Raw genomic sequence first — 19,942 nt, forward strand, 5'->3', positions numbered from 1 at the left:
AAATACATCGAAATGTCGAGCGCTGTCCGAGGCGCCGTTGTGGCGCGCCTCACCTACCGATTGTTCGGTCGTGAGCGCATTTTGGCTACAGGCACCTTCAGCCTGTGGACAAACGGTTCTCCACAGCCTGGGATAGAGGCAGGTCGTCCAGGACAGGGAGGCGGGGGCACATGTCAGCTGAACAAATGGCCGACGGGGGCGAGGAGCCGGGCCAGGCGCCGCCCGCGCGCCCGCTCGACGCCATCGATCGCGGCATCCTGCGACTGCTCCAGACGGACGGCCGCGCCTCGATAAGGTCGGTGGCCGATCGCGTCCATGTGTCCCGGGCCAACGCCTACGCCCGGATCAGCCGGCTCATCGACGACGGCGTGATCCGCGGCTTCAGCGCGCGCGTGGACCATGAGCGGGCGGGTCAGGGAGCCTCCGCGTACATCACGCTCAAGATCGTCCAGAACTCCTGGCGCACGGTCCGCGAGCAGCTCCAGGCGCTGCCGGGGGCCACTCATATCGCGCTGGTCAGCGGCGACTTCGACGTCCTGCTGCTGGTGCACACCCCGGACAACAGATCGCTGCGCGAACTGGTCCTGACGAGGATCCAGTCCATCCCGGAGGTGCTCTCCACCCGTACGCTCCTGGTGTTCGAGGAGACGGACCTGGCCCCGGGCCCGGACGGACCCACCGAGCTCACCTGAGGACCACGCGGCCGCCGATGGCTCAGCACCTCAGCAGCCCAACACCCCAACGGCCTGGCGGCTCGGTAGCTCGACGGCTACGGCTCAGCGGCTGGACCGCATCCCCTCGAAGGCCACGCGAACGAGCGTGTCCGCCAGCCGCTCCCCGTCGACCCCGCCGTCGGGCAGCGGCCGGTACCACTCCACCAGGGAGTTGACCATCCCGAAGAGCAGCCGCGTCACCAGCCGTATGTCCACGTCGGAGCGGAGGTCGCCGTCCGCGACCGCCGCCTTCAGCAGATCGGTCACCCGCTGGTCGAACTCGCGCCGCCGCTCCATGGCCCAGCGCTCGGTCTTCGTATTGCCCCGTACGCGCAGCAGCAGCGTGACGTAGGGCAATTCGGCTATCAGCACATCGACGGTGCGACGGGTGACGTATTCGACCCGCTCGATCGCACGCCCCTGCGTCGACCCCGGCTCGTCGAGAATTCCGAAGAGCCCGTCCAGCGCGCGGCTGACCGCGCGGCGCAGGAGTTCTTCCTTGCCCGCGACGTGGTGGTAGATCGACGACTTGGAGATGCCCGCCGCCTTGGAGAGGTGCTCCATGGACGTGCCGTCGTAGCCGCGCTCGTTGAAGACACGGACGGCAACGGTGAGCAGAGTCTCCGGGGTGTACGTGTCCCGCTTGGCCGTGGTCATGTCCGCGATCCTCCCCTACGAGTTGTCCACAGGTTTGGCGGGCCCCCTTGTCCCGACCGATCGTTCGGTTACTCTAACTCTGTCCGCCCGTCCCCGCCCAGCTCGACGAGGAGTTGGTCCGTCATGGCCGCCGAGCTCTCCCCGCACCTGCTCTCCGAGAAGCACCGCCCCACGCTCGACCAGGCCCTCGACGCGATCCGTACGCGCGCCTACTGGTCCCCGCACCCCGAGCATCCGAAGGCATACGGCGAGGGCGGCGCCCCCGGCAGCCTGAGCGCGGCCGAGGGCAAGGCAGCCTTCGACGCCGTGCTGAACACCCGGCTCGATCTCGGCCAGCCCGGCACCGACGGCTGGACGGGCGGGGAGATCTCTCCCTACGGTCCGGTGCTCGGCGTCGAATATCCGCACGCCGACCTGGACGTCCTGCTTCCGGCCATGCGCGCGGGCATGCCCGCCTGGCGTGCGGCGGGCCCCGAGACCAGGGCCCTGGTCTGCCTGGAGATCCTCGCCCGGATCAGCGCCAGGACCCACGAATTCGGTCACGCCGTGATGCACACCAGCGGCCAGGCCTTCATGATGGCGTTCCAGGCGGGCGGCCCTCACGCCCAGGACCGCGGCCTGGAGGCGGTGGCGTACGCCTACGAGGAGCAGATCCGCACCCCGCAGAACGCCGACTGGTCCAAACCGCAGGGCAAGCGTGACCCGCTCCAGCTGCGGAAGTCGTTCACTCCGGCTCCGCGCGGCATCTCGCTCCTGATCGGCTGCAACACCTTCCCCACCTGGAACGGCTACCCCGGCCTCTTCGCCTCCCTGGCCACCGGCAACCCCGTCCTGGTCAAGCCGCACCCGCGCGCCGTGCTTCCGCTCGCGCTCACGGTGCAGCTGGCCCGCGAGGTGCTCGCCGAGGCGGGCTTCGATCCCAACCTGGTCGCCCTGGCCGCCGAACGGCCGGGCGAGGGCATCGCGAAGACCCTCGCACTCCGCCCCGAGATCAAGATCATCGACTACACGGGCTCCACCGCCTTCGGCGACTGGCTGGAGGACAACGCCCGCCAGGCCCAGGTCTACACGGAGAAGGCCGGGGTCAACACGATCGTCCTCGACTCCACGGACGACTACCGCGGCATGGTGTCCAACCTGGCGTTCTCGCTCTCCCTGTACAGCGGCCAGATGTGCACGACCCCGCAGAACCTGCTGATCCCCCGGGACGGCATCACCACCGACGCCGGCGACAAGACGTACGACGAAGTGGTCGCCGACATCGCCGCCGCGGTCTCCGGCCTGCTGGGCGACGACACCCGGGCGAACGCGCTGCTCGGCGCCCTGGTCAACCCCGATGTGAAGGCCCGCCTGGAGGCAGCCGCGGATCTGGGCGAAGTCGCCCTGCCCTCCCGTGAGGTGGCCAACCCGGAGTTCCCCGACGCCGTGGTCCGCACCCCCGTCGTCGTCAAGCTGGACGCCACCAAGCCGGACGACGAGGAGCACTACCTGTCGGAGTGCTTCGGCCCGGTCGCCTTCGCGGTAGCGGTCGACTCGACGGCCGACGCCGTCGAGCTGCTCCGTCGTACGGTGCGCGACCAGGGAGCGATGACGGTCGGCGCGTACACCACCTCACCCAAGGTGGAGCGCGCGGTGGAGGACGTCTGCCTGGACGAATCGGCCCAGCTGTCGCTGAACCTGACCGGCGGGGTGTACGTCAACCAGACCGCGGCCTTCTCCGACTTCCACGGCTCGGGCGGCAACCCGGCCGCGAACGCCGCGCTGTGCGACGGAGCCTTCGTGTCCAACCGCTTCCGCATGGTGGAGGTCCGCCGCCAGGCATGACCCGGGGCCCCGGGGGCGGGGCCGGCGGCCGAGGGCCGATGGGCGGGGGCCGAGAGGCGAGAGCCCGGACCGACGAGCCCCGCCCCGGTCCCGCCCGGCCCCGTCCCCCTCCCAGACCGTCTAGCTCCCCGCCTCCGGGATCTCCGCGTACCGCTGCACCCAGGCGTGCATGGCGATAGCGGCCGCGGCTCCCGCGTTGATCGACCGCGTCGACCCGAACTGCGCGATGGAGCACACCATCGCCGCGTGCTTGCGGGCCTCCTCGGTGAGCCCGGGGCCTTCCTGTCCGAAGAGCAGTACGCAGCGGCGCGGCAGCTCGGTCCGCTCCAGGGGCACCGCCCCCGGCAGATTGTCGATCCCGATGATCGGCAGGCCCTCGGCCGCCGCCCAAGCGGTCAGCGACTCCGTGTCGGGGTGGTGTCGCACATGCTGGTACCGGTCGGTGACCATCGCGCCGCGCCGGTTCCAGCGCCGCCGCCCCACGATGTGGATCTCCTTGGCGAGAAAGGCGTTCGCCGTGCGCACCACGGAGCCGATGTTGAAGTCGTGGCCCCAGTTCTCGACCGCGACATGGAAGTCGTGCCGCCGCAGATCCAGATCGGCGACGATCGCCTCCCGGGTCCAGTACCGGTAGCCGTCGCCCACATTGCGCCGGTCGCCGTGGGCGAGCAGCTCGGGGTCGTACCGCTCGTCGACGGGCCACGGCAGCGGGTGGGGCCCGACGCCGATCTCCGTCCCGAACCCGTCGTCGTACTGCGTCGGCTCCGCCGCCGCACCGGGCTCCCCGCCCGCTGCGGACCCAAGGGACGCCTCGGACCCAGGGGACGCCTCGGGCGCGAGGGGCGTCTCGGGCGCGACGGCCTCCTCGATCAACGATTCCCCGCCGCCACTGCCTGCGCCGCCCCTGCTGCCCGTACTGCCGTTCTCGCTCCTGCTCACCCCACGAGCGTATGGCCCCCGTCGCCGCTGTGCTGCGGGGCCTCCTCGTCACCGTCACCACGCCGCTGCCCGGGTACCTCGGCCCTGCCCGGGAACAACAGCTTCCGGGTGAGGGTCACCCGGGAGCCCAACCACACCAGGAAGACGGTCGGCAGGAAGACGGAGTCGGCGGCGATCATCGCCATGGAGAAGAAGGGCAGCCCGAGCAGCAGGGCGATACCGGCGTGCTCGCACATCATGGCGACGAGGAGGACGTTCTTGACCCGCCGGTTGAACAGGGTGAAGGGAAACGCGACCTGGACGATGACCGTGCCGTACGTCAGCAGCATCACCATCACGCTGTTGGAGGCGAGGATGTCCGACAGTCCGGGCCAGGGCGTGAAGTAGTCGAGCTTGAGCGGGTAGTACAGCGCCGTGCCGTCCTGCCACCGCGAACCCTGGATCTTGTACCACCCCGCGGTGGCGTAGATCAGACAGACCTCGGCCATGATCACGACGAGGGTCGCGTTGTGGGCGAGGTTGGCGACGACATCGAGCAGGGTGCGCGATTCGCTGTGCGGCGCGTAACGGTTCACGGCCCACCAGGCGCCCTCGCCGATCCAGAGGATCCAGAGGAGGGCCGGCAGCCACCAGGTGCCGCCGAGCCCGTCGGTCACGCTGGCCGCGATCAGCACCAGGCCGAGCACCACCCAGAGGACCGCACCGGCCACATTCGTCCGCGCCCGGCTCCGAGGGTCGTCCGCTGCCTCACGCGCCTGTCGCGCCGCACGCCGGGCGTCCAGCGACCAGACCCGCCCGCAGCGGGTGAGCATCAGATAGATCGCCATGAGGTGGATGACGTTGTCGCCGCCGTCACCCATGAAGATGCTGCGGTTCTGAAGGGAGAGCACCCCGGCCATGAAGAGGACCGACATGGCTCGGGTGTGCCAGCCGACCATCAGCAGCGCCGCGGAGATCAGCGCGATCGCGTACACGATCTCGAACCAGACCGTGCTGTCCGACCACATGAGCGCGGTGAACGACTGGTTCCCGGCTATCAGCTGCTGCGCCATGTCCCAGCCCCATGGGGCGTCGGGGCCGTACATCTCGTGGCGGTGCGGCAGTTCGCGCAGCAGGAAGAACAGATAGGTGGCCGAGAAACCGATCCGGATGACGGCACTCTGGTACCGGCCGAAGGCCGTGGAGGTGATGCGCTGGATGGCGCGGGCGACCTTGTGGTCGACCCTGCGGCCGGTCTTGCGGTCGAGGGCAGGTGCACTCACTTGTCCGCCCCCTTGGCGCTCGCGGGAAGGTCAGCGGCGGTCACCGTCCACCACGGCAGTACCCGGTAGGACGGCCGCGTGCTGATCTTCTCCTCGCTCCACGGGGGCGCCCCGACGGACCGCACCTCGGAACGGACCTGGATGCGCTCGACGGTGCCGCCGTAGTCGTGCTCGCCGAGACGCAGCATCACGATGCGGCGGATGTAGCGCTCGGAGAGCTGTCCGCGAAGGCCGTTGGCCCGGTTCTCGTTGTCGTGGGAGCCGAGGTAGAAGTCCCAGGCGCGACGGAGTTCGTTCTGGTGGACGTGGCTCGGGAGGAGGTTGCCGCGTATCGCCTTGCCGTCCTCGCCGGAGAGACTCATCCAGGAAGTGGTGCGGCGTCCGTCGGCGCCGGATATCTCGGCCCGTACGTGCACGGCGACGTTCTGCTGAAGCGGGTTCGGGGCGAAGAGCTTCCAGTTCTGCTCGAACTCGGGGTAGATCCACTCGTCGACCGCTTCGCCGTGCTGCTTGGTCAGGGTGTTGGAGGGTGCGACGTGCAGAAACACCATGGCCAGTTGTCCACAGGCGACCAGCCCGATGACGGACAGCGCGACCGCGGCGACGATCTGGTACGGAAGCGACAGGGCGGCGATTCCGCCGCGCGGACCTGATTCAGGCGTCTGACCAGTACCGGAAGGAATTTCTTCACACAGATCCGGCCCCGGATCGGCGGCCTCGCTCCCGCTTTCGGCGCCCCTGTCGTCGTACGAATCCATCCCGCCCCGATCCCCGTCGATCCCCGGTCAGTCATCCACAGGGTTGACACCCTACGGGCCACCGACTCACCATTGAAGACATTGAACCGAACGATCGGTCGGTAGGGAGCCCGGGATGGCGGCAGTGACTGCGGACCAGACAGCGCAGGCGGGAGCGGACAGGCCCGAAGGGGCGGACGAGGCCCTGGAGGCGGTGTTCGACGCCGCGGTGGCGGCGGACGAGCGCATCGAGCCACGTGACTGGATGCCCGATGCGTACCGTGCGTCGCTGGTCAGGCAAATGGCCCAGCACGCCCACTCCGAAATCATCGGCATGCAGCCGGAGGCCAACTGGATCACGCGTGCGCCCTCGCTGCGCCGCAAGGCGATCCTGATGGCCAAGGTGCAGGACGAAGCGGGCCACGGGCTCTATCTGTACAGCGCGGCGGAGACCCTCGGCACCGGACGCGAGGAGCTGCTCGACAAGCTTCACGCGGGCCGCCAGAGGTATTCGTCGATCTTCAACTACCCGACGCTGACCTGGGCGGACGTCGGCGCGATCGGCTGGCTCGTGGACGGCGCCGCGATCACCAACCAGGTGCCGCTCTGCCGCTGCTCCTACGGCCCGTACGCCCGCGCGATGGTCCGCATCTGCAAGGAGGAGTCCTTCCACCAGCGCCAGGGGTACGAGCTGCTGCTCGCCCTCAGCCGCGGTACCCCGGCGCAGCACGACATGGCGCAGGACGCGGTGAACCGCTGGTGGTGGCCGTCCCTGATGATGTTCGGCCCGCCGGACGACGCATCGGCCCACTCGGCGCAGTCGATGACCTGGAAGATCAAGCGCCACTCCAACGACGAGCTGCGGCAGCGCTTCGTGGACATCTGCGTCCCGCAGGCCGAGACGCTGGGGCTCACCCTCCCGGACCCGGACCTCCGGTGGAACGAGGAGCGCGGCCAGCACGACTTCGGGGCGATCGACTGGAAGGAGTTCCAGGAGGTCCTGAAGGGCAACGGCCCGTGCAACGAGCAGCGCCTCGCCCAGCGCCGCCGGGCGCACGAGGAAGGTGCCTGGGTCCGGGACGCGGCGGTTGCCTACGCCGAGAAGCACACAGCGGCACCAGCACAGGCAGCACCAGCACACGCGGCATCACGCGCAACAGCGGGGAACGGGGAGGCGACAGCATGAGCAGTTCGACCGAATGGCCACTGTGGGAGGTGTTCGTGCGCTCGCGCCGCGGCCTTTCCCACACCCACGCGGGCAGCCTGCACGCCCCGGACGCGGAGATGGCCCTGCGCAACGCGCGCGATCTGTACACGCGCCGATCCGAGGGCGTCTCCATCTGGGTGGTCCCGTCCGCACAGGTCACGGCCTCCTCGCCGGACGAGAAGGACTCCTTCTTCGAGCCGGCCGGCGACAAGCCGTACCGGCATCCGACGTTCTACGAGATCCCGGAAGGGGTGAAGCACCTGTGACCGCGGCCCTCGCCCTGGGCGACGACGCGCTGGTGCTCTCGCACCGGCTGGGGGAGTGGGCGGGCCATGCGCCCGTGCTGGAAGAAGAAGTGGCCCTGGCCAATATCGCCCTGGACCTCCTGGGGCAGGCCCGGGTACTCCTCTCCCTGGTCGGGGACGAGGACGAGCTGGCCTACCTGCGCGAGGAACGCGCCTTCCGCAACGTCCAGCTGGTCGAGCAGCCGAACGGCGACTTCGCCCACACCATCGCCCGCCAGCTCTACTTCTCCACCTACCAGCGGCTGCTGTACGAGCAGCTGGCGGCTGGCGAGAGCGCGTTCGCCGGCCTGGCGGCGAAGGCCGTGAAGGAGGTCGCGTACCACCAGGACCACGCCGAGCACTGGACGCTACGGCTCGGCGACGGCACGGACGAGAGCCATGACCGGATGCAGCTCGCCGTAGACGCCCTGTGGCGGTTCACCGGCGAGCTGTTCGAGCCCGTGGAAGGCGTGGAGGTCGACTGGCAGTCGCTGCGCAGCGGCTGGCTGGAGTCCGTCTCCGCGGTGCTGGAGCGGGCCACGCTGACGCTGCCGACCGGTCCGCAGGCCGGGGCGTGGACGGCGGGCGCGGGACGCCAGGGAATCCACACCGAGCCCTTCGGCCGCATGATCGCCGAGATGCAGCATCTGCATCGCAGCCACCCGGGGGCGTCATGGTGACCGAGACACTCCTGGAGGAGGAGCTGCACCGCCTCGCAGGCTCCGTACCCGACCCCGAACTGCCCGTACTGACCCTGGACGAGCTAGGCGTTCTCCGGGGCGTGGATGTCCTCGCCCCCGGCAAGGTCACCGTGCGTCTCACCCCGACGTACACGGGCTGTCCCGCGATCGAGGCCATGTCCGCCGACATCAAGAGGGTCCTGCACGACCACGGCATACCGGAGGTCTCCGTGGTCACCGTGCTCTCACCGGCCTGGTCCACGGACGACATCAGCGCCGAAGGGCGGCGCAAGCTGGCCGAGTTCGGCATAGCACCCCCGCGCCCGCACGATGCCGCGGCCGGCGCGGGCGGGCCGGTGCCGCTCACCCTCTCGGTCCGCTGCCCGCACTGCGGCTCGACCGATACGGAGCTGCTGAGCCGGTTCTCCTCCACCGCCTGCAAGGCGCTGCGCCGCTGTGTGACGTGCCGCGAACCGTTCGACCACTTCAAGGAGTTGTAGATGTTCCATCCGCTCCGGGTCCGCACGATCGAACGGCTCACGGACGATTCGGTGGCCGTCACCCTCGCCGTGCCCCCCGAGTTGCGCGAGACCTTCCGCCACCGGCCCGGCCAGCACCTCAATGTGCGGTACACGGTCGACGGCGAGGAGGTCCGCCGCTCGTACTCGATCTGCTCCCCGGCCACCGAGGCGCCGGACGACCCGGTACTGCGCGTGGGCATCCGGCTCGTCGACGGCGGCGCGTTCTCCACGTACGCCTTGAAGGAACTCGCCGTCGGTGACCTGGTCGAGGCGATGGCTCCGATGGGCCGCTTCGTGCTGACACCCCGCCCCGGACACTTCGCGGCGGTCGTCGGAGGCAGCGGGATCACGCCGGTCCTGTCCATCGCGGCCACGCTGCTGGCGCGGGAACCCGACGCCCGTTTCTGCCTGATCCGCAGCGACCGGACCGCGCTCTCGACGATGTTCCTGGACGAGGTCGCCGACCTCAAGGACCGCTTTCCGGACCGGTTCCAGCTGATCACGGCGCTCTCCCGGGAGGAGCAGCAGGCGGGCCTCCCCTCCGGCCGGCTGGACCAGGAGCGCCTCACCGAGCTACTGCCCGCGCTGCTTCCGGTGACCGAGGTGGACGGCTGGTACCTCTGCGGTCCCTTCGGACTGGTGCAGGCCGCGGACCAGGCGCTGCGCGGCCTGGGCGTCGACCGGTCCCGCATCCACCAGGAGATCTTCCATGTGGACGACGGCCCGAGCACCTCCGCCCGCCCCCGGGCCGAATCACCCGCTCACAGCAGGCTCACCGCCACCCTGGACGGCCGCTCCGGCACCTGGCCGGTGGAGGAGGGCGAATCGCTGCTGGAGACCGTACTGCGCAGCCGCGCCGACGCCCCGTACGCCTGCAAGGGCGGGGTGTGCGGGACCTGCCGGGCGTTCCTGGTCTCGGGCGAGGTGCGGATGGACCGCAATTTCGCGCTGGAGCCCGAAGAGACGGGCGCGGGCTACGTACTGGCGTGCCAGTCGCATCCGGTCACACCGGAGGTGGAACTCGATTTCGACCGCTGACGCCCCCGTCGGCTCTCCCCGCTACCCGCTCTTCTCGTGCTCGCGCCCACTGTTCCCTTCTCATAGAACGTGTTCTATCTTGACGACCCGTCACATTCGGGCACAGGGGCGTCGGGCAGCGGGAGGCCAGGACAGTGGACTTCACCTTCACCGAGGAACAGCAGGCAGCCACGGAGGCGGCGAAAGCGGTCTTCTCGGGAGTCGCCCCGGACGGGGTTCCCAGCCCCGCTCTCGTACCGGGCGCGGTGGCAGAGGACATCGACCGCCCGCTGTGGGCCGGGCTCGCCTCCAGCGATCTGCTGAGCCTGACGCTGTCGCCGGAGCATGGCGGGGCCGGGCTCGATCTCGTCGCGCTCTGCCTGGTGCTGCGCGAGTCCGCAAAGGTGCTTGCGAGAGTGCCGTTGCTGGAGACGTGCGCGGTCGCGATGGCGCTCCAGCGATACGGGAACCCGCGCCTGGCCGCCGAGTTGCTGCCCCGGGTGGGCCGGGGCGAGCTGGTTCTCACCGTCGGGGCCAACGGCCGTACCGGCCACGACCCGGCCGAACTCGCCGTCACCGCACGCCGGAAGGCAGCAGCGGGCATCAGTGCCGGTGCCCGTGCCGACTCTGATGGCGGCTGGGTGCTCGACGGGACGCAGTCAGCGGTGCCGTGGGCGCAGACAGCGGACTGGATCGCGATTCCGGCCCACACCGACGAGGGCCGGGCCGTCGTCGCCCTGATCGAGCCCGCCCAGGACGGCATCACCCTGGCCGAGCAGGTCTCCACCAGCGGTGAACGGTTCGCCGAGGTCCGGCTGGAGTCGGTACGGGTCGACGGCCACGCGCTGATCGACGACGCCTGGGCCTGGGAGTGGCTGCGCGCCCTCCTCACCACGGGGACGTGCGCGCTCGCACTGGGCCTCGGTGAGGCCGTGCTCGCCATGACGAGCCAATACACCGGCAAACGCGAGCAGTTCGGCTTCCCGGTGGCGACCTTCCAGTCCGTCGCGGTACAGACCGCGGACCGGTACATCGATCTGCGGGCCATGGAAGTGACGCTCTGGCAGGCGGCCTGGCGGATCTCCACCGGGGCCGCCGGGGCGCTGCCCGCCGAGGGCGACATCGCCGTGGCGAAGATCTGGGCGTCGGACGGAGTCCGCCGGGTCGTACAGACGGCCCAGCATCTTCACGGCGGGTTCGGCGCGGACACGGACTACCCGCTGCACCGCTTCCACGCCTGGGCGAAGCAGATCGAGCTGTCCCTCGGTCCGGCAGCGGCACACGAGGAGGCACTGGGCGACCTGCTGGCCGCACACCTCCTCGGCTGACACCGGTCGGGCCGTCGGGCGGCCGGGCGGTCAGGCAGCCACGACGGCGGCCTGACGGGTGCCCGACAGCGGCCCGGCTCAGAGCACGAAGGCCGGGTTGCCGTTGTCCGTGACCATCGGGCGCCCGGCGCCGTCCCAGGCGAGCATCCCGCCGTCGATGTTCACGGCGTCGACGCCCTGCTGCACCAGGTACTGAGTGACCTGGGCCGACCGGCCGCCGACCCGGCACATCACGTGCACGCGCCGACCGTCCTCGGCGGCCTCGGTCAGCTCACCGAAGCGGGCCACGAAATCACTCATCGGGATGTGCAGGGCGCCCTCGACATGCCCGGCCGCCCATTCGTTGTCCTCCCGGACGTCCAGCACAAAGCCGTCCGACGGAACCGCCGCGACGTCCACCGAGGGCAGCGGGGCGAAATTCATGGGTCATGCCTTCTCTCGTATGTACGCTCCTGAGTCAACCGGAACGCTACTGCACCATGGCCGCCAGCTCCGCCTCGCGCCGTGAGACCTCGCCCAGCAGCTGCTCGGCGATCTCGTCGAGCAGCCTGTCCGGATCGTCCGGCGCCATCCGCAGCATGGACCCGATCGCGCTCTCCTCCAGCTCCTGGGCGAGCACCGTCAGAAGCTCCTTGCGCTGGGTCAGCCAGTTCAGCCGGGCGTAGAGCTCCTCGCTCTCGCTGAGCTCCGTCTCCGGGGCCACCGGGCCCGCCGCCCACTCCTGGGCCAACTCGATCAGCAGCGCCTCGTCCCCCCGCCCGTACGCGGCGTTCACGCGGGCGATGAACTCGTCCCGGCGGGCCCGCTCCGTCTCGTCCTGCGCCAGGTCCGGGTGGGCCTTGCGGGCCAGGTCGCGGTAGAGCCGGCGCGCCTCCTCGGTCGGCCGGACCCGCTTGGGCGGCCGGACCGGCTGCTCGGTGAGCATCGCAGCGGCCTCGGGGGAGAGCCCTTCGGAATCGATCCAGTCGTGGAACAGCTCGTCGACGCCCGGCATCGGCATGACGATCGCCCGAGCCTCCTGCGCCTTGCGGATGTCCTCCGGGTCACCCGTCCTGGCGGCCCGAGCCTCCGCGATCTGCGCATCGAGCTCGTCGAGGCGGGTGTACATCGGCCCGAGCTTCTGGTGATGCAGCCGGGAGAAATTCTCGACCTCGACCCGGAAGGTCTCCACCGCGATCTCGAACTCGATCAGTGCCTGCTCCGCCACCCGCACCGCCCTGGCGAGCCGGGCCTCGGGCCGCTCCTCCTCGGCGCGCCCGCCCGTCCCCCCGTCGGCGCCCGTGTCCGTCGCCCCCTCGGGAGCGCCGTCTCCGGTGCCGCCCTCGTCGGCACCGGAGCCACCCTCGGCACCGGTCCGAGAACCGGCACCGGCCGACGCACCGGGCCGCTCGTCCCGCCCGCGCTGCTCACCCTGCTCGTGCTGCTCGTCCCGGGCATGCTGCTCGCGCTGGCGGTCATCGACCTGCCGGTCGTTGTCCTGCCGGTCATCGTCGTTCCGGGTGGTCGGCACCCCGGCGGCTTCGTGGGTCACCCGCCCAGCGTATGGCCACCGCGCGCGGCCCGAGGACGCACGGTCGGCCCGATGCCCCTCAGACGCCCAGCTCGGCGGCTATCCGCCCCGAGCCGATGGCCCGCACCAACTCCGCGTGGTCCGCCTCCGTACGGTCCGCGTAGGTCACCGCGAACGCCGCCACCGCCTCGTCCAGTTCGTCGTTCTTGCCGCAGTAGCCCGCGATCAGTCGCGGATCCGCGCTGTGCGCATGGGCCCGCGCCAGCAGCGCACCGGTCATCCGGCCGTAGTCGTCGACCTGATCGGCTGCCAGCGCCGCCGGGTCCACACTGCCCTTGCGGTTCCTGAACTGCCGTACCTGGAACGGACGTCCGTCCACCGTCGCCCAGCCCAGCAGGATGTCGCTGACGACCTGCATCCGCTTCTGTCCGAGCACCACCCGGCGCCCCTCGTGCGCCACCTCCGGCACGTCGAAGCCGACGGTCGGCAGATACGGCGCGAGCACGGAGGGCCGCGCCTCCTTCACCTGGAGCACCAGAGGCTCACCCCGGTGATCGAGCAGAAGCACCACATACGACCGGGTGCCGACGCTCCCGGTGCCGACCACCCGGAACGCCACGTCGTGTATCGCGTACCGGGCGAGAAGCGGAACCCGGTCCTCCGAGATCGTGCCCAGATAGTCGCCGAGCCCCGCCGCGACCGCCGCGGCCTCCTCGTCCGGCACCCGCCGCAGCACCGGCGGCGCGTCGATGAAGCGGCGTCCGCCGTCCCCGGAATCCTCCGTGGACTTGGCCGCGAAGCGGGCGCTGGTGTTGTTGCGGGCCTTCTCCGAGACCCGCTCCAGCGTGCCGAGGAGGTCCCGGGCGTCCGTGTGCGAGACCAACTCCTCGTCAGCGATGGCGTTCCACGCGTCGAGCGCGGGCAACTTGGCCAGCAGCCGCATCGTCCGCCGATAGGCGCCCACCGTGTCGTACGCACCCTGTCGGCAGGTGTCCTCGTCCGCCCCGGCCTCGCGCCCCGCGAGCACCAGCGAGGTGGCCAGACGCTTGAGGTCCCACTCCCACGGGCCGAACACGGTCTCGTCGAAGTCGTTCAGATCGATGACCAGGCTGCCCCTCGCATCGCCGTACAGCCCGAAATTGGCCGCGTGCGCATCGCCGCAGAGCTGGGCGCCCACCCCGCTGACCGGCGTGCCCACCAGGTCATGGGCCATCAGCCCGGCCGAGCCGCGCAGAAAGGCGAAGGGGGTGGCCGCCATCCGCCCCACCCGGATCGGCGCGAGGGAGGGCACTCTGCCCCGGCTCGACTCCTCCACCGCCCGCACCGCGTCGGGCCTCCCGGCCGGAAGATCCAGGGACGCGTGCGACACCCTGGGCACCCGCTCCCGCAGCTCCTTGCCCGCCCTCCTCGGCGACCGCGTCGCGCCCCCGCCCGCAGCAGCCGCCCGCCGCGCGAATCCGGGCACGACCGGAATGCGCGGATCGCCTGCCCCCGCCCGCTGGACCGGCACTGTCGCTTCGATGTCACCCATGGCGCGCAGCCTCCCCCGCCCTCGCCCTGCGCTCCTGGCCCGACGCCCTGTCGCAGATCAATTGCGACGAAGGTACCGCCGTCGACCGAAAGCCGTCTGCCCCTGTGGAAAACCCACCTGGCGACCTGTGGACAACGGTCCGTCCTGGTCAGACGCCAACGGCTTCTTCCATCTCCTCTTCCATCTCCTCCTCGGCCCCCTCCACGGAACCCGCCCCGGCCCCCTCCACGGAACCTGCCCCGGCCCCCTCCACGGAACCTGCCCCGGAGCCCTCTCCGGAGCCCGCCCCGGTCCGCGTTCCGGCCCCGGTCCTGGCAGCGTGCCTCGGCCCGTGCGCTCCACCGGCCTCGGCGGATCCGGCCACGGCACCGGTGCCGGCCGCCGCCGTCACCACCGCGGCCCGCCGCCGCTTCGACTCGGCCAGCCCCGCCAGACCCATCAGGGCCAGGCCCGCCACGAACCAGAGCGCGAGCACCAGCACATGTCCGCCCAGCGCGTGCCCGCCGAAGTACACATGACTGCGTACGCCCTCGACGAAGCCCGCACCGTTCCAGAAGGAGTGCAGCGAAGCGAAGAATCCGGGCTGCAGTTCGGGCCGGAAGATACCGCCGGAGCTGGTGAAGTTGAGCATCACGAACAGCACCATCAGGCCGAGCGTCGTCCATCGCCTGAGGAAGGTGTGCAGTCCGACGCCGATCAGCAGGATGCCCGCGGAGTAGAGCCAGGCCATCGCCCACAGACCGCCGAGCCCATGGTCCACGAGCCCGAACAGCGGCCCCGCGAACACCACTCCGATCACGCTGACCACCAGCGACGCGGCAACAGCCAGTGCGCCCCTGATCCGCAGCGCCAGCACCGCGCCCGCGCCACCGATGACCGCGACCGAGGCGTACGAACCGATGCTCACCGCGACGAGCAGGAAGAAAATGCCCTGACCGGTCGGGTCGCCGTCCGCGGTCGGTGCCGTGTCCGTCACCTTCAGCGGCTCGCCCTGCCCGGCGGCGACCTTGGTGAACACCTTCTCGACCACCGTGGCGCTGGTGTCGGAGGACGCGCCGGCCACGAACAGCTCGGGGTGCTTGCCCGGCAGATAGGCGCCGTAACTCGCCTGCGTCCTGAGGTGGTTCACCGCCTCGGCGCGGTCGGGAACGGTACGCACGCTGAGCGCCCCGTCGCTCTTGTCCTGCAGCGTCTGCGCGAGCACCTGCGTGCTCGGCCCCGACCCGACCACGTCCACCCGGAGATCGTGCGGCTCCGGGGCGTGGAAGGCCCCGAGATAGGCGAGCCCCATGCCGATGCACATGAGCAGCGGCGTGACGAAATGGCCCAGCACATGGCGGAGAGCGGCGGCGGTGGAGCCGGTGGCGGCACTCGGGCCTGCGGACATGCGGAACACTCCAATAGTTGGCTTTTACAACTCTTAACTCGTTGTACTATACAACTGAAAATCGAGAACCGCGAGACGGAAGGCGGAACAGTGCCAGGCACCCCCGAGGAGCGCGAAGAGTCGCTGGACGTCATCCAGCGGGAACTCACCGCCTTCGCACGCCGCGCGCGGGCCGCGGCGGCCCGTCTCCACCCCGAGCTCCCCCTGGTCTCGTACACGCTGCTGGCGCACATCGAGGACCAGCACGGCTGCCGCGCGACAGATCTGGCCGCGCACTACATGCTGGACAAATCGACGGTCAGCCGACAGATCGGCACGCTGGAGAAACTCGGACTGGTCGAACGCCACCCGGACCCCGACGACCACCGGATCCAGGTGCTGCACCCCACCGCCGCCGGCACCCAGGCGCTCGCCTCCACACAGGCCAGCCGCCGCATGGCCTACCAGGAACGCCTCGCGGACTGGACGGAAGAGGATCTCGCCCGTTTCGCGGAGTACCTGCTGCGCTACAACTCGGCCGGCGACACAGCCACAGCCACCCCGCAGCCACCGAAGGCCTGATCCCGGGCGGCCACACCTCAGCCTCCAGAAGCCCCATGCAACGTGTTACGACCCGTGCGCCCCGTAAGCCACAGAGGCCCGCAGGCCGCCTCGAACCAGGCGTTTCACGTGAAACAGAATCCGGGAACGAAACGGAACCCGGGAATGGAACCCCGGAACGGAACCCGGGAACGAAGAAGCCCCACAGACCGTTGGCCTGTGGGGCTTCTCTCTTGTGCGCGAGGGGGGATTTGAACCCCCACGTCCCTAAGGACACTGGCACCTGAAGCCAGCGCGTCTGCCGTTCCGCCACTCGCGCAAGAGTGGTGTTTCCAGACTCTCCCACCGTTTGGTGCGATTGCCTGGCGACATCCGGAAGATTAGCACGCTGGACAGGGTGGATTCACATCCGTTGTTTCGCCGACCGGCCGACGGGAACCGGGAACGTCTACCGACGGGAACCGGGAGCATCTGCCGAAGGGAACCGGGAGCGTCTACTGAACGAAGCCGGGGAACGTACTGAACAGAACCAGGGAACGTACTGAAGAGAACCGGGAACGCCGAGCGGCCGCCCCCACTCCTCCTGTGTGCACCCCGGGTGCGGGACACTGTGAGGAGTCCACCTCTACGATCCGTGTGAGAGGTGACACTCATCCACAGGGCAGACAAGGGGAACCAGCCGATTTCCCGACGCGTGGATACGATCAGTAAGACGACCAGTAAGCAGTACAGGGACGACTACGACGGAGGAGGTGCCCCATGGGAGTCATGAAGCGTTTCGAGCAGCGTCTCGAAGGTCTGGTCAACGGCACCTTCGCCAAGGTCTTCAAGTCCGAGGTCCAGCCTGTCGAGATCGCAGGAGCCCTCCAGCGCGAGTGCGACAACAACGCATCGATCTGGAACCGCGAGCGGACGGTCGTCCCCAACGACTTCATCGTCGAGCTCAGCACCCCTGACTACGAGCGACTCAGCCCGTATTCCGGCCAGTTGGGCGACGAACTCTCCGGGCTGGTGCGCGACTACGCCAAGCAGCAGCGGTACACCTTCATGGGCCCCATCAAGGTCAACCTGGAGAAGGCCGACGACCTCGACACCGGGCTCTACCGGGTGCGCAGCCGCACCCTGGCATCGAGTTCGTCACAGCAGGAGCCCCAGGGCCGCCAAGGACTGCAGGGCCAGCCTCCCCACCCGGGCACGGGCCGGTCGCCGCAACCCACCGGCGGCTACGGCTATCCGCCCAGCTCTCCCCCGCCCATGCCCGCGGCCCCGCCGCCGGGCGCAGGCAGGCCCGGAGCACCCAGCACCGACCGGCACCCGCCGGCCGGGCCCAGCCCCCTGCCGAACGCGCAGGTGCGACGCTGGATCGAGATCAACGGCACCCGCCATCAGATCTCCCGCCCGACGCTGGTGCTGGGACGCAGCACCGACGCCGATGTGCGGATCGACGACCCCGGCGTATCGCGTCGGCACTGTGAGATCCGGACCGGAACGCCCTCGACGATCCAGGATCTCGGGTCTACCAACGGCATCGTGGTAGACGGGCAGCACACCACCCGCGCTACGCTCCGCGACGGCTCGCGGATCGTCGTGGGCAGCACCACCATCGTTTACCGGCAAGCCGAAGGGTGAAGCGGGGGCAATGTCAGAGCTGACCCTGACGGTCATGCGGCTAGGTTTCCTGGCTGTTCTGTGGCTGTTCGTGATCGTGGCCGTACAGGTCATCCGCAGCGATCTGTTCGGAACGCGCGTCACGCAGCGCGGCTCACGCCGCACTGCGACCGACGCACGGCCTCCACAGGCGCGCCAGAATGCCGCGGCACCGCCGCAGCAACGCCAGCAGCCAGGCCGCCAGCGCCGGGGGGCACCCACGAAGCTGGTCGTCTCCGAGGGCAGCCTCACCGGCACCACGGTGGCGCTCCAGGGGCAGACCATCACGCTGGGCCGGGCGCACGATTCAACGATTGTGCTGGACGACGACTACGCGTCCAGCAGGCATGCCAGGATCTACCCCGACCGTGACGGCCAGTGGATCGTCGAGGATCTCGGGTCCACCAACGGCACGTATCTCGACCGGACCCGTCTCACCACCCCGACACCCGTTCCGCTGGGCGCGCCGATCCGGATCGGCAAGACCGTCATCGAGCTGCGGAAGTAGTACGACAATGAGCGAGCGGAGCGAGCGGGCCGCAGCGGTCCGGGCAACGGACCCGGCCCGGCTCCCGACCGGAGGGTGGGCAGTGTGGCTCGAGACCGGCTATACCCCGAGCCGACGGGAGAGGTGCGCATGAGTCTTTCCCTGCGCTTCGCCGCCGGTTCGCACAAGGGCATGATCCGGGAGGGCAACGAGGACTCCGGCTACGCCGGACCGCGCCTTCTCGCCATCGCCGACGGCATGGGCGGCCAGGCGGCCGGTGAGGTCGCCAGCTCCGAGGTGATCTCCACGCTCGTCCAGCTCGACGACGACGTCCCGGGCTCGGACATCCTCACCTCGCTCGGTACGGCGGTCCAGCGGGCCAACGACCAACTGCGCGTGATGGTCGAGGAGGACCCCCAGCTGGAGGGCATGGGGACCACGCTCACCGCCCTGCTCTGGACCGGCCAGCGCCTCGGCCTCGTCCACGTCGGCGACTCCCGCGCGTACCTGCTGCGCGACGGCGTGCTCACCCAGATCACCCAGGACCACACCTGGGTGCAGCGGCTGGTCGACGAGGGCCGGATCACCGAGGAAGAGGCCACCACCCACCCGCAGCGCGCCCTGCTGATGCGTGCGCTGGGCAGTGGCGACCACGTCGAGCCCGATCTCTCCATCCGTGAGGTCCGGGTCGGCGACCGCTACCTGATCTGCTCCGACGGGCTGTCCGGCGTCGTCTCCCACCAGACGCTGGAAGAGACCCTCGCCAGCTACCAGGGGCCCCAGGAGACCATCCAGGAGCTGATCCAGCTCGCCCTGCGCGGCGGCGGCCCCGACAACATCACCTGCATCGTCGCCGACGTCCTCGACGTCGACAGCAACGACACCCTGGCCGCGCAGTTCAACGACACCCCGGTCATCGTCGGCGCGGTCGCCGAGAACCAGGCCGCGCAGATGTCCGCCGCCGAGAGCACGGCCGCCATGCAGACCCCCGCCGGACGGGCAGCCGGCCTCGGCCGCCCCGTACCGCCGCCCGCGGGGGGCTTCGGCCCGCCCGGAAGCGGCGACGGCATCGGCTACGACGGAATGCCCGACGGCTCCTTCGACGCGTACACCGACGACGACTTCGTGAAGCCCGGCGGCGGCCGCAAGTGGCTGAAGAGGTCGCTCTACACCGTCCTGGCGCTCGCCGTCGTCGGCGGCGGCCTCTACGGCGGCTACCGCTGGACCCAGAGCCAGTTCTACGTCGGCGCCAAGAACGAGAACGTCGCGCTGTTCCGCGGCATCAGCCAGGACCTGGCCTGGGTCTCGCTCTCGAAGGTCGAGAAGGACCACCCCGAGATCGAACTCAAGTACCTCCCGCCCTACCAGCGCAAGCAGGTCGAGGCGACCATCGCCGAGGGCAACCTCGCCGCCGCCAGCGAGAAGATCGATGAGCTCGCTCTCCAGGCGTCCGCCTGCAGGAAGGACGCCCAGCGACGCGCGGCCGAGAGCAAGGCCCGCCCGGACGAGAAGCAGGCCGACGGCACCGACAGCGACGCCACCAAGACGTCCGCCACATCCAGGGCCGCCAAGACCAAGCCGACCGCAGCGACTCCCACTCCTGGTCCCAGCCTCTCGGAGGAAGAGAAAAAGCTGGTCCCGCAGTGCGGTAAGCAGTAAAGCCGTAGGGGG

20 protein-coding genes and 1 tRNA gene are annotated in these 19,942 nt (G+C 70.0%); 12 read left to right on the forward strand and 9 right to left on the reverse strand.

What is annotated here, in order from left to right:
• The first annotated feature begins 185 nt into the window (after window positions 1–185).
• Complete coding sequence (locus GA0115234_RS30295; RefSeq protein ID WP_093548035.1) at window positions 186–692, forward strand: Lrp/AsnC family transcriptional regulator; 507 nt, start codon at window positions 186–188, stop codon at window positions 690–692.
• Window positions 693–776: 84 nt separating this feature from the next.
• On the opposite strand, the gene GA0115234_RS30300 is transcribed toward GA0115234_RS30295, so the two are convergent.
• Entirely contained in the window at window positions 777–1,370 is a 594-nt protein-coding gene (locus GA0115234_RS30300) for a TetR/AcrR family transcriptional regulator (protein WP_093548037.1), read from the reverse strand.
• A gap of 123 nt (window positions 1,371–1,493) precedes the next feature.
• Between GA0115234_RS30300 and paaN the strand changes: the two genes are divergently transcribed.
• Window positions 1,494–3,194 (forward strand): phenylacetic acid degradation protein PaaN, encoded by a 1,701-nt coding sequence (gene paaN / locus GA0115234_RS30305; protein ID WP_093548039.1) that lies wholly within the window; start codon window positions 1,494–1,496, stop codon window positions 3,192–3,194.
• A gap of 120 nt (window positions 3,195–3,314) precedes the next feature.
• Here paaN and GA0115234_RS30310 read toward each other — a convergent pair whose 3' ends face one another.
• From GA0115234_RS30310 to GA0115234_RS30320, 3 genes are all read right to left on the reverse strand, one after another.
• Window positions 3,315–3,923, reverse strand: a complete 609-nt coding sequence (locus tag GA0115234_RS30310; RefSeq protein ID WP_256088867.1) for a TrmH family RNA methyltransferase — start codon at window positions 3,921–3,923, stop codon at window positions 3,315–3,317.
• 206 nt (window positions 3,924–4,129) lie between these two features.
• Entirely contained in the window at window positions 4,130–5,395 is a 1,266-nt protein-coding gene (locus tag GA0115234_RS30315; protein WP_176729309.1) for an HTTM domain-containing protein, read from the reverse strand.
• Window positions 5,392–6,153: a DUF5819 family protein gene (locus GA0115234_RS30320; protein ID WP_093548041.1), complete on the reverse strand. Its 762-nt coding sequence runs from the start codon at window positions 6,151–6,153 to the stop codon at window positions 5,392–5,394. Before GA0115234_RS30320 ends, GA0115234_RS30315 begins: the two co-directional genes overlap by 4 nt.
• A 115-nt stretch (window positions 6,154–6,268) precedes the next feature.
• On the opposite strand from GA0115234_RS30320, the gene paaA reads away from it, so the two are divergent.
• The 6 genes from paaA (at window position 6,269) to GA0115234_RS30350 (ending at window position 11,169) form a co-directional block, all read left to right on the forward strand.
• The gene (gene paaA / locus GA0115234_RS30325) at window positions 6,269–7,318 is read left to right on the forward strand and encodes a 1,2-phenylacetyl-CoA epoxidase subunit PaaA (protein WP_093548042.1); all 1,050 of its coding nucleotides are present in this window, start codon (window positions 6,269–6,271) and stop codon (window positions 7,316–7,318) included.
• Complete coding sequence (gene paaB / locus GA0115234_RS30330) at window positions 7,315–7,605, forward strand: 1,2-phenylacetyl-CoA epoxidase subunit PaaB (RefSeq protein WP_093548044.1); 291 nt, start codon at window positions 7,315–7,317, stop codon at window positions 7,603–7,605. Before paaA ends, paaB begins: the two co-directional genes overlap by 4 nt.
• Entirely contained in the window at window positions 7,602–8,303 is a 702-nt protein-coding gene (paaC, locus tag GA0115234_RS30335) for a 1,2-phenylacetyl-CoA epoxidase subunit PaaC (protein ID WP_093548046.1), read from the forward strand. Before paaB ends, paaC begins: the two co-directional genes overlap by 4 nt.
• Window positions 8,297–8,803, forward strand: a complete 507-nt coding sequence (gene paaD / locus GA0115234_RS30340) for a 1,2-phenylacetyl-CoA epoxidase subunit PaaD (RefSeq protein WP_093548049.1) — start codon at window positions 8,297–8,299, stop codon at window positions 8,801–8,803. The genes paaC and paaD overlap by 7 nt, the downstream gene beginning before the upstream one ends.
• Window positions 8,804–9,862, forward strand: coding sequence for a 2Fe-2S iron-sulfur cluster-binding protein (locus tag GA0115234_RS30345; RefSeq protein ID WP_093548051.1), 1,059 nt, complete (start codon window positions 8,804–8,806; stop codon window positions 9,860–9,862). It begins immediately after the preceding gene.
• Between the two features lie 134 nt (window positions 9,863–9,996).
• Window positions 9,997–11,169: an acyl-CoA dehydrogenase family protein gene (locus GA0115234_RS30350; RefSeq protein ID WP_093548053.1), complete on the forward strand. Its 1,173-nt coding sequence runs from the start codon at window positions 9,997–9,999 to the stop codon at window positions 11,167–11,169.
• A gap of 78 nt (window positions 11,170–11,247) precedes the next feature.
• Here the strand turns inward: GA0115234_RS30350 and GA0115234_RS30355 are convergent, their stop codons facing one another.
• The 4 genes from GA0115234_RS30355 to GA0115234_RS30370 form a co-directional block, all read right to left on the reverse strand.
• Window positions 11,248–11,592, reverse strand: coding sequence for a rhodanese-like domain-containing protein (locus GA0115234_RS30355; protein ID WP_093548055.1), 345 nt, complete (start codon window positions 11,590–11,592; stop codon window positions 11,248–11,250).
• Window positions 11,593–11,638: 46 nt separating this feature from the next.
• Window positions 11,639–12,700, reverse strand: a complete 1,062-nt coding sequence (locus GA0115234_RS30360) for a J domain-containing protein (protein ID WP_093548057.1) — start codon at window positions 12,698–12,700, stop codon at window positions 11,639–11,641.
• A gap of 58 nt (window positions 12,701–12,758) precedes the next feature.
• Entirely contained in the window at window positions 12,759–14,210 is a 1,452-nt protein-coding gene (locus tag GA0115234_RS30365; protein ID WP_093548059.1) for a DUF2252 domain-containing protein, read from the reverse strand.
• A gap of 148 nt (window positions 14,211–14,358) precedes the next feature.
• Window positions 14,359–15,597 carry a hypothetical protein gene (locus tag GA0115234_RS30370; protein WP_093548347.1) on the reverse strand — a complete coding sequence of 413 codons (1,239 nt, stop codon included), beginning with the start codon at window positions 15,595–15,597 and terminating at the stop codon, window positions 14,359–14,361.
• A 90-nt stretch (window positions 15,598–15,687) separates the two neighbouring features.
• Between GA0115234_RS30370 and GA0115234_RS30375 the strand changes: the two genes are divergently transcribed.
• Complete coding sequence (locus GA0115234_RS30375; protein ID WP_093548061.1) at window positions 15,688–16,158, forward strand: MarR family winged helix-turn-helix transcriptional regulator; 471 nt, start codon at window positions 15,688–15,690, stop codon at window positions 16,156–16,158.
• A 215-nt stretch (window positions 16,159–16,373) separates the two neighbouring features.
• On the opposite strand, the gene GA0115234_RS30380 is transcribed toward GA0115234_RS30375, so the two are convergent.
• Window positions 16,374–16,456 (reverse strand) — tRNA-Leu (locus GA0115234_RS30380).
• 440 nt (window positions 16,457–16,896) lie between these two features.
• Here GA0115234_RS30380 and GA0115234_RS30385 point away from each other — a divergent pair.
• The 3 genes from GA0115234_RS30385 to GA0115234_RS30395 all read left to right on the forward strand — a co-directional run bounded on the left by GA0115234_RS30385 (window position 16,897) and on the right by GA0115234_RS30395 (window position 19,930).
• On the forward strand, window positions 16,897–17,766 hold the full coding sequence (locus GA0115234_RS30385; RefSeq protein ID WP_093548063.1) for an FhaA domain-containing protein: 870 nt from the start codon (window positions 16,897–16,899) through the stop codon (window positions 17,764–17,766).
• Between the two features lie 10 nt (window positions 17,767–17,776).
• Window positions 17,777–18,292, forward strand: coding sequence for an FHA domain-containing protein FhaB/FipA (locus GA0115234_RS30390; RefSeq protein WP_093548065.1), 516 nt, complete (start codon window positions 17,777–17,779; stop codon window positions 18,290–18,292).
• Window positions 18,293–18,421: 129 nt separating this feature from the next.
• The gene (locus tag GA0115234_RS30395) at window positions 18,422–19,930 is read left to right on the forward strand and encodes a PP2C family protein-serine/threonine phosphatase (RefSeq protein WP_093548067.1); all 1,509 of its coding nucleotides are present in this window, start codon (window positions 18,422–18,424) and stop codon (window positions 19,928–19,930) included.
• The last annotated feature ends 12 nt before the right edge of the window (window positions 19,931–19,942 follow it).

Origin of the sequence: Streptomyces sp. DvalAA-43 (assembly GCF_900091725.1) — a bacterium.
Lineage (GTDB): Bacteria > Actinomycetota > Actinomycetes > Streptomycetales > Streptomycetaceae > Streptomyces > Streptomyces pulveraceus.

Coding starts and splice junctions, on each gene's coding strand:
- GA0115234_RS30345 (WP_093548051.1), top strand. CDS start 8,804: ATGTTCCATCCGCTCCGGGTCCGCACGATCGAACGGCTCACGGACGAT.
- GA0115234_RS30295 (WP_093548035.1), top strand. CDS start 186: ATGGCCGACGGGGGCGAGGAGCCGGGCCAGGCGCCGCCCGCGCGCCCG.
- paaA (WP_093548042.1), top strand. CDS start 6,269: ATGGCGGCAGTGACTGCGGACCAGACAGCGCAGGCGGGAGCGGACAGG.
- paaD (WP_093548049.1), top strand. CDS start 8,297: ATGGTGACCGAGACACTCCTGGAGGAGGAGCTGCACCGCCTCGCAGGC.
- paaB (WP_093548044.1), top strand. CDS start 7,315: ATGAGCAGTTCGACCGAATGGCCACTGTGGGAGGTGTTCGTGCGCTCG.
- GA0115234_RS30385 (WP_093548063.1), top strand. CDS start 16,897: ATGGGAGTCATGAAGCGTTTCGAGCAGCGTCTCGAAGGTCTGGTCAAC.
- GA0115234_RS30390 (WP_093548065.1), top strand. CDS start 17,777: ATGTCAGAGCTGACCCTGACGGTCATGCGGCTAGGTTTCCTGGCTGTT.
- GA0115234_RS30355 (WP_093548055.1), bottom strand. CDS start 11,592: ATGAATTTCGCCCCGCTGCCCTCGGTGGACGTCGCGGCGGTTCCGTCG.
- GA0115234_RS30320 (WP_093548041.1), bottom strand. CDS start 6,153: ATGGATTCGTACGACGACAGGGGCGCCGAAAGCGGGAGCGAGGCCGCC.
- GA0115234_RS30300 (WP_093548037.1), bottom strand. CDS start 1,370: ATGACCACGGCCAAGCGGGACACGTACACCCCGGAGACTCTGCTCACC.
- GA0115234_RS30370 (WP_093548347.1), bottom strand. CDS start 15,597: ATGTCCGCAGGCCCGAGTGCCGCCACCGGCTCCACCGCCGCCGCTCTC.
- GA0115234_RS30395 (WP_093548067.1), top strand. CDS start 18,422: ATGAGTCTTTCCCTGCGCTTCGCCGCCGGTTCGCACAAGGGCATGATC.
- paaN (WP_093548039.1), top strand. CDS start 1,494: ATGGCCGCCGAGCTCTCCCCGCACCTGCTCTCCGAGAAGCACCGCCCC.
- GA0115234_RS30365 (WP_093548059.1), bottom strand. CDS start 14,210: ATGGGTGACATCGAAGCGACAGTGCCGGTCCAGCGGGCGGGGGCAGGC.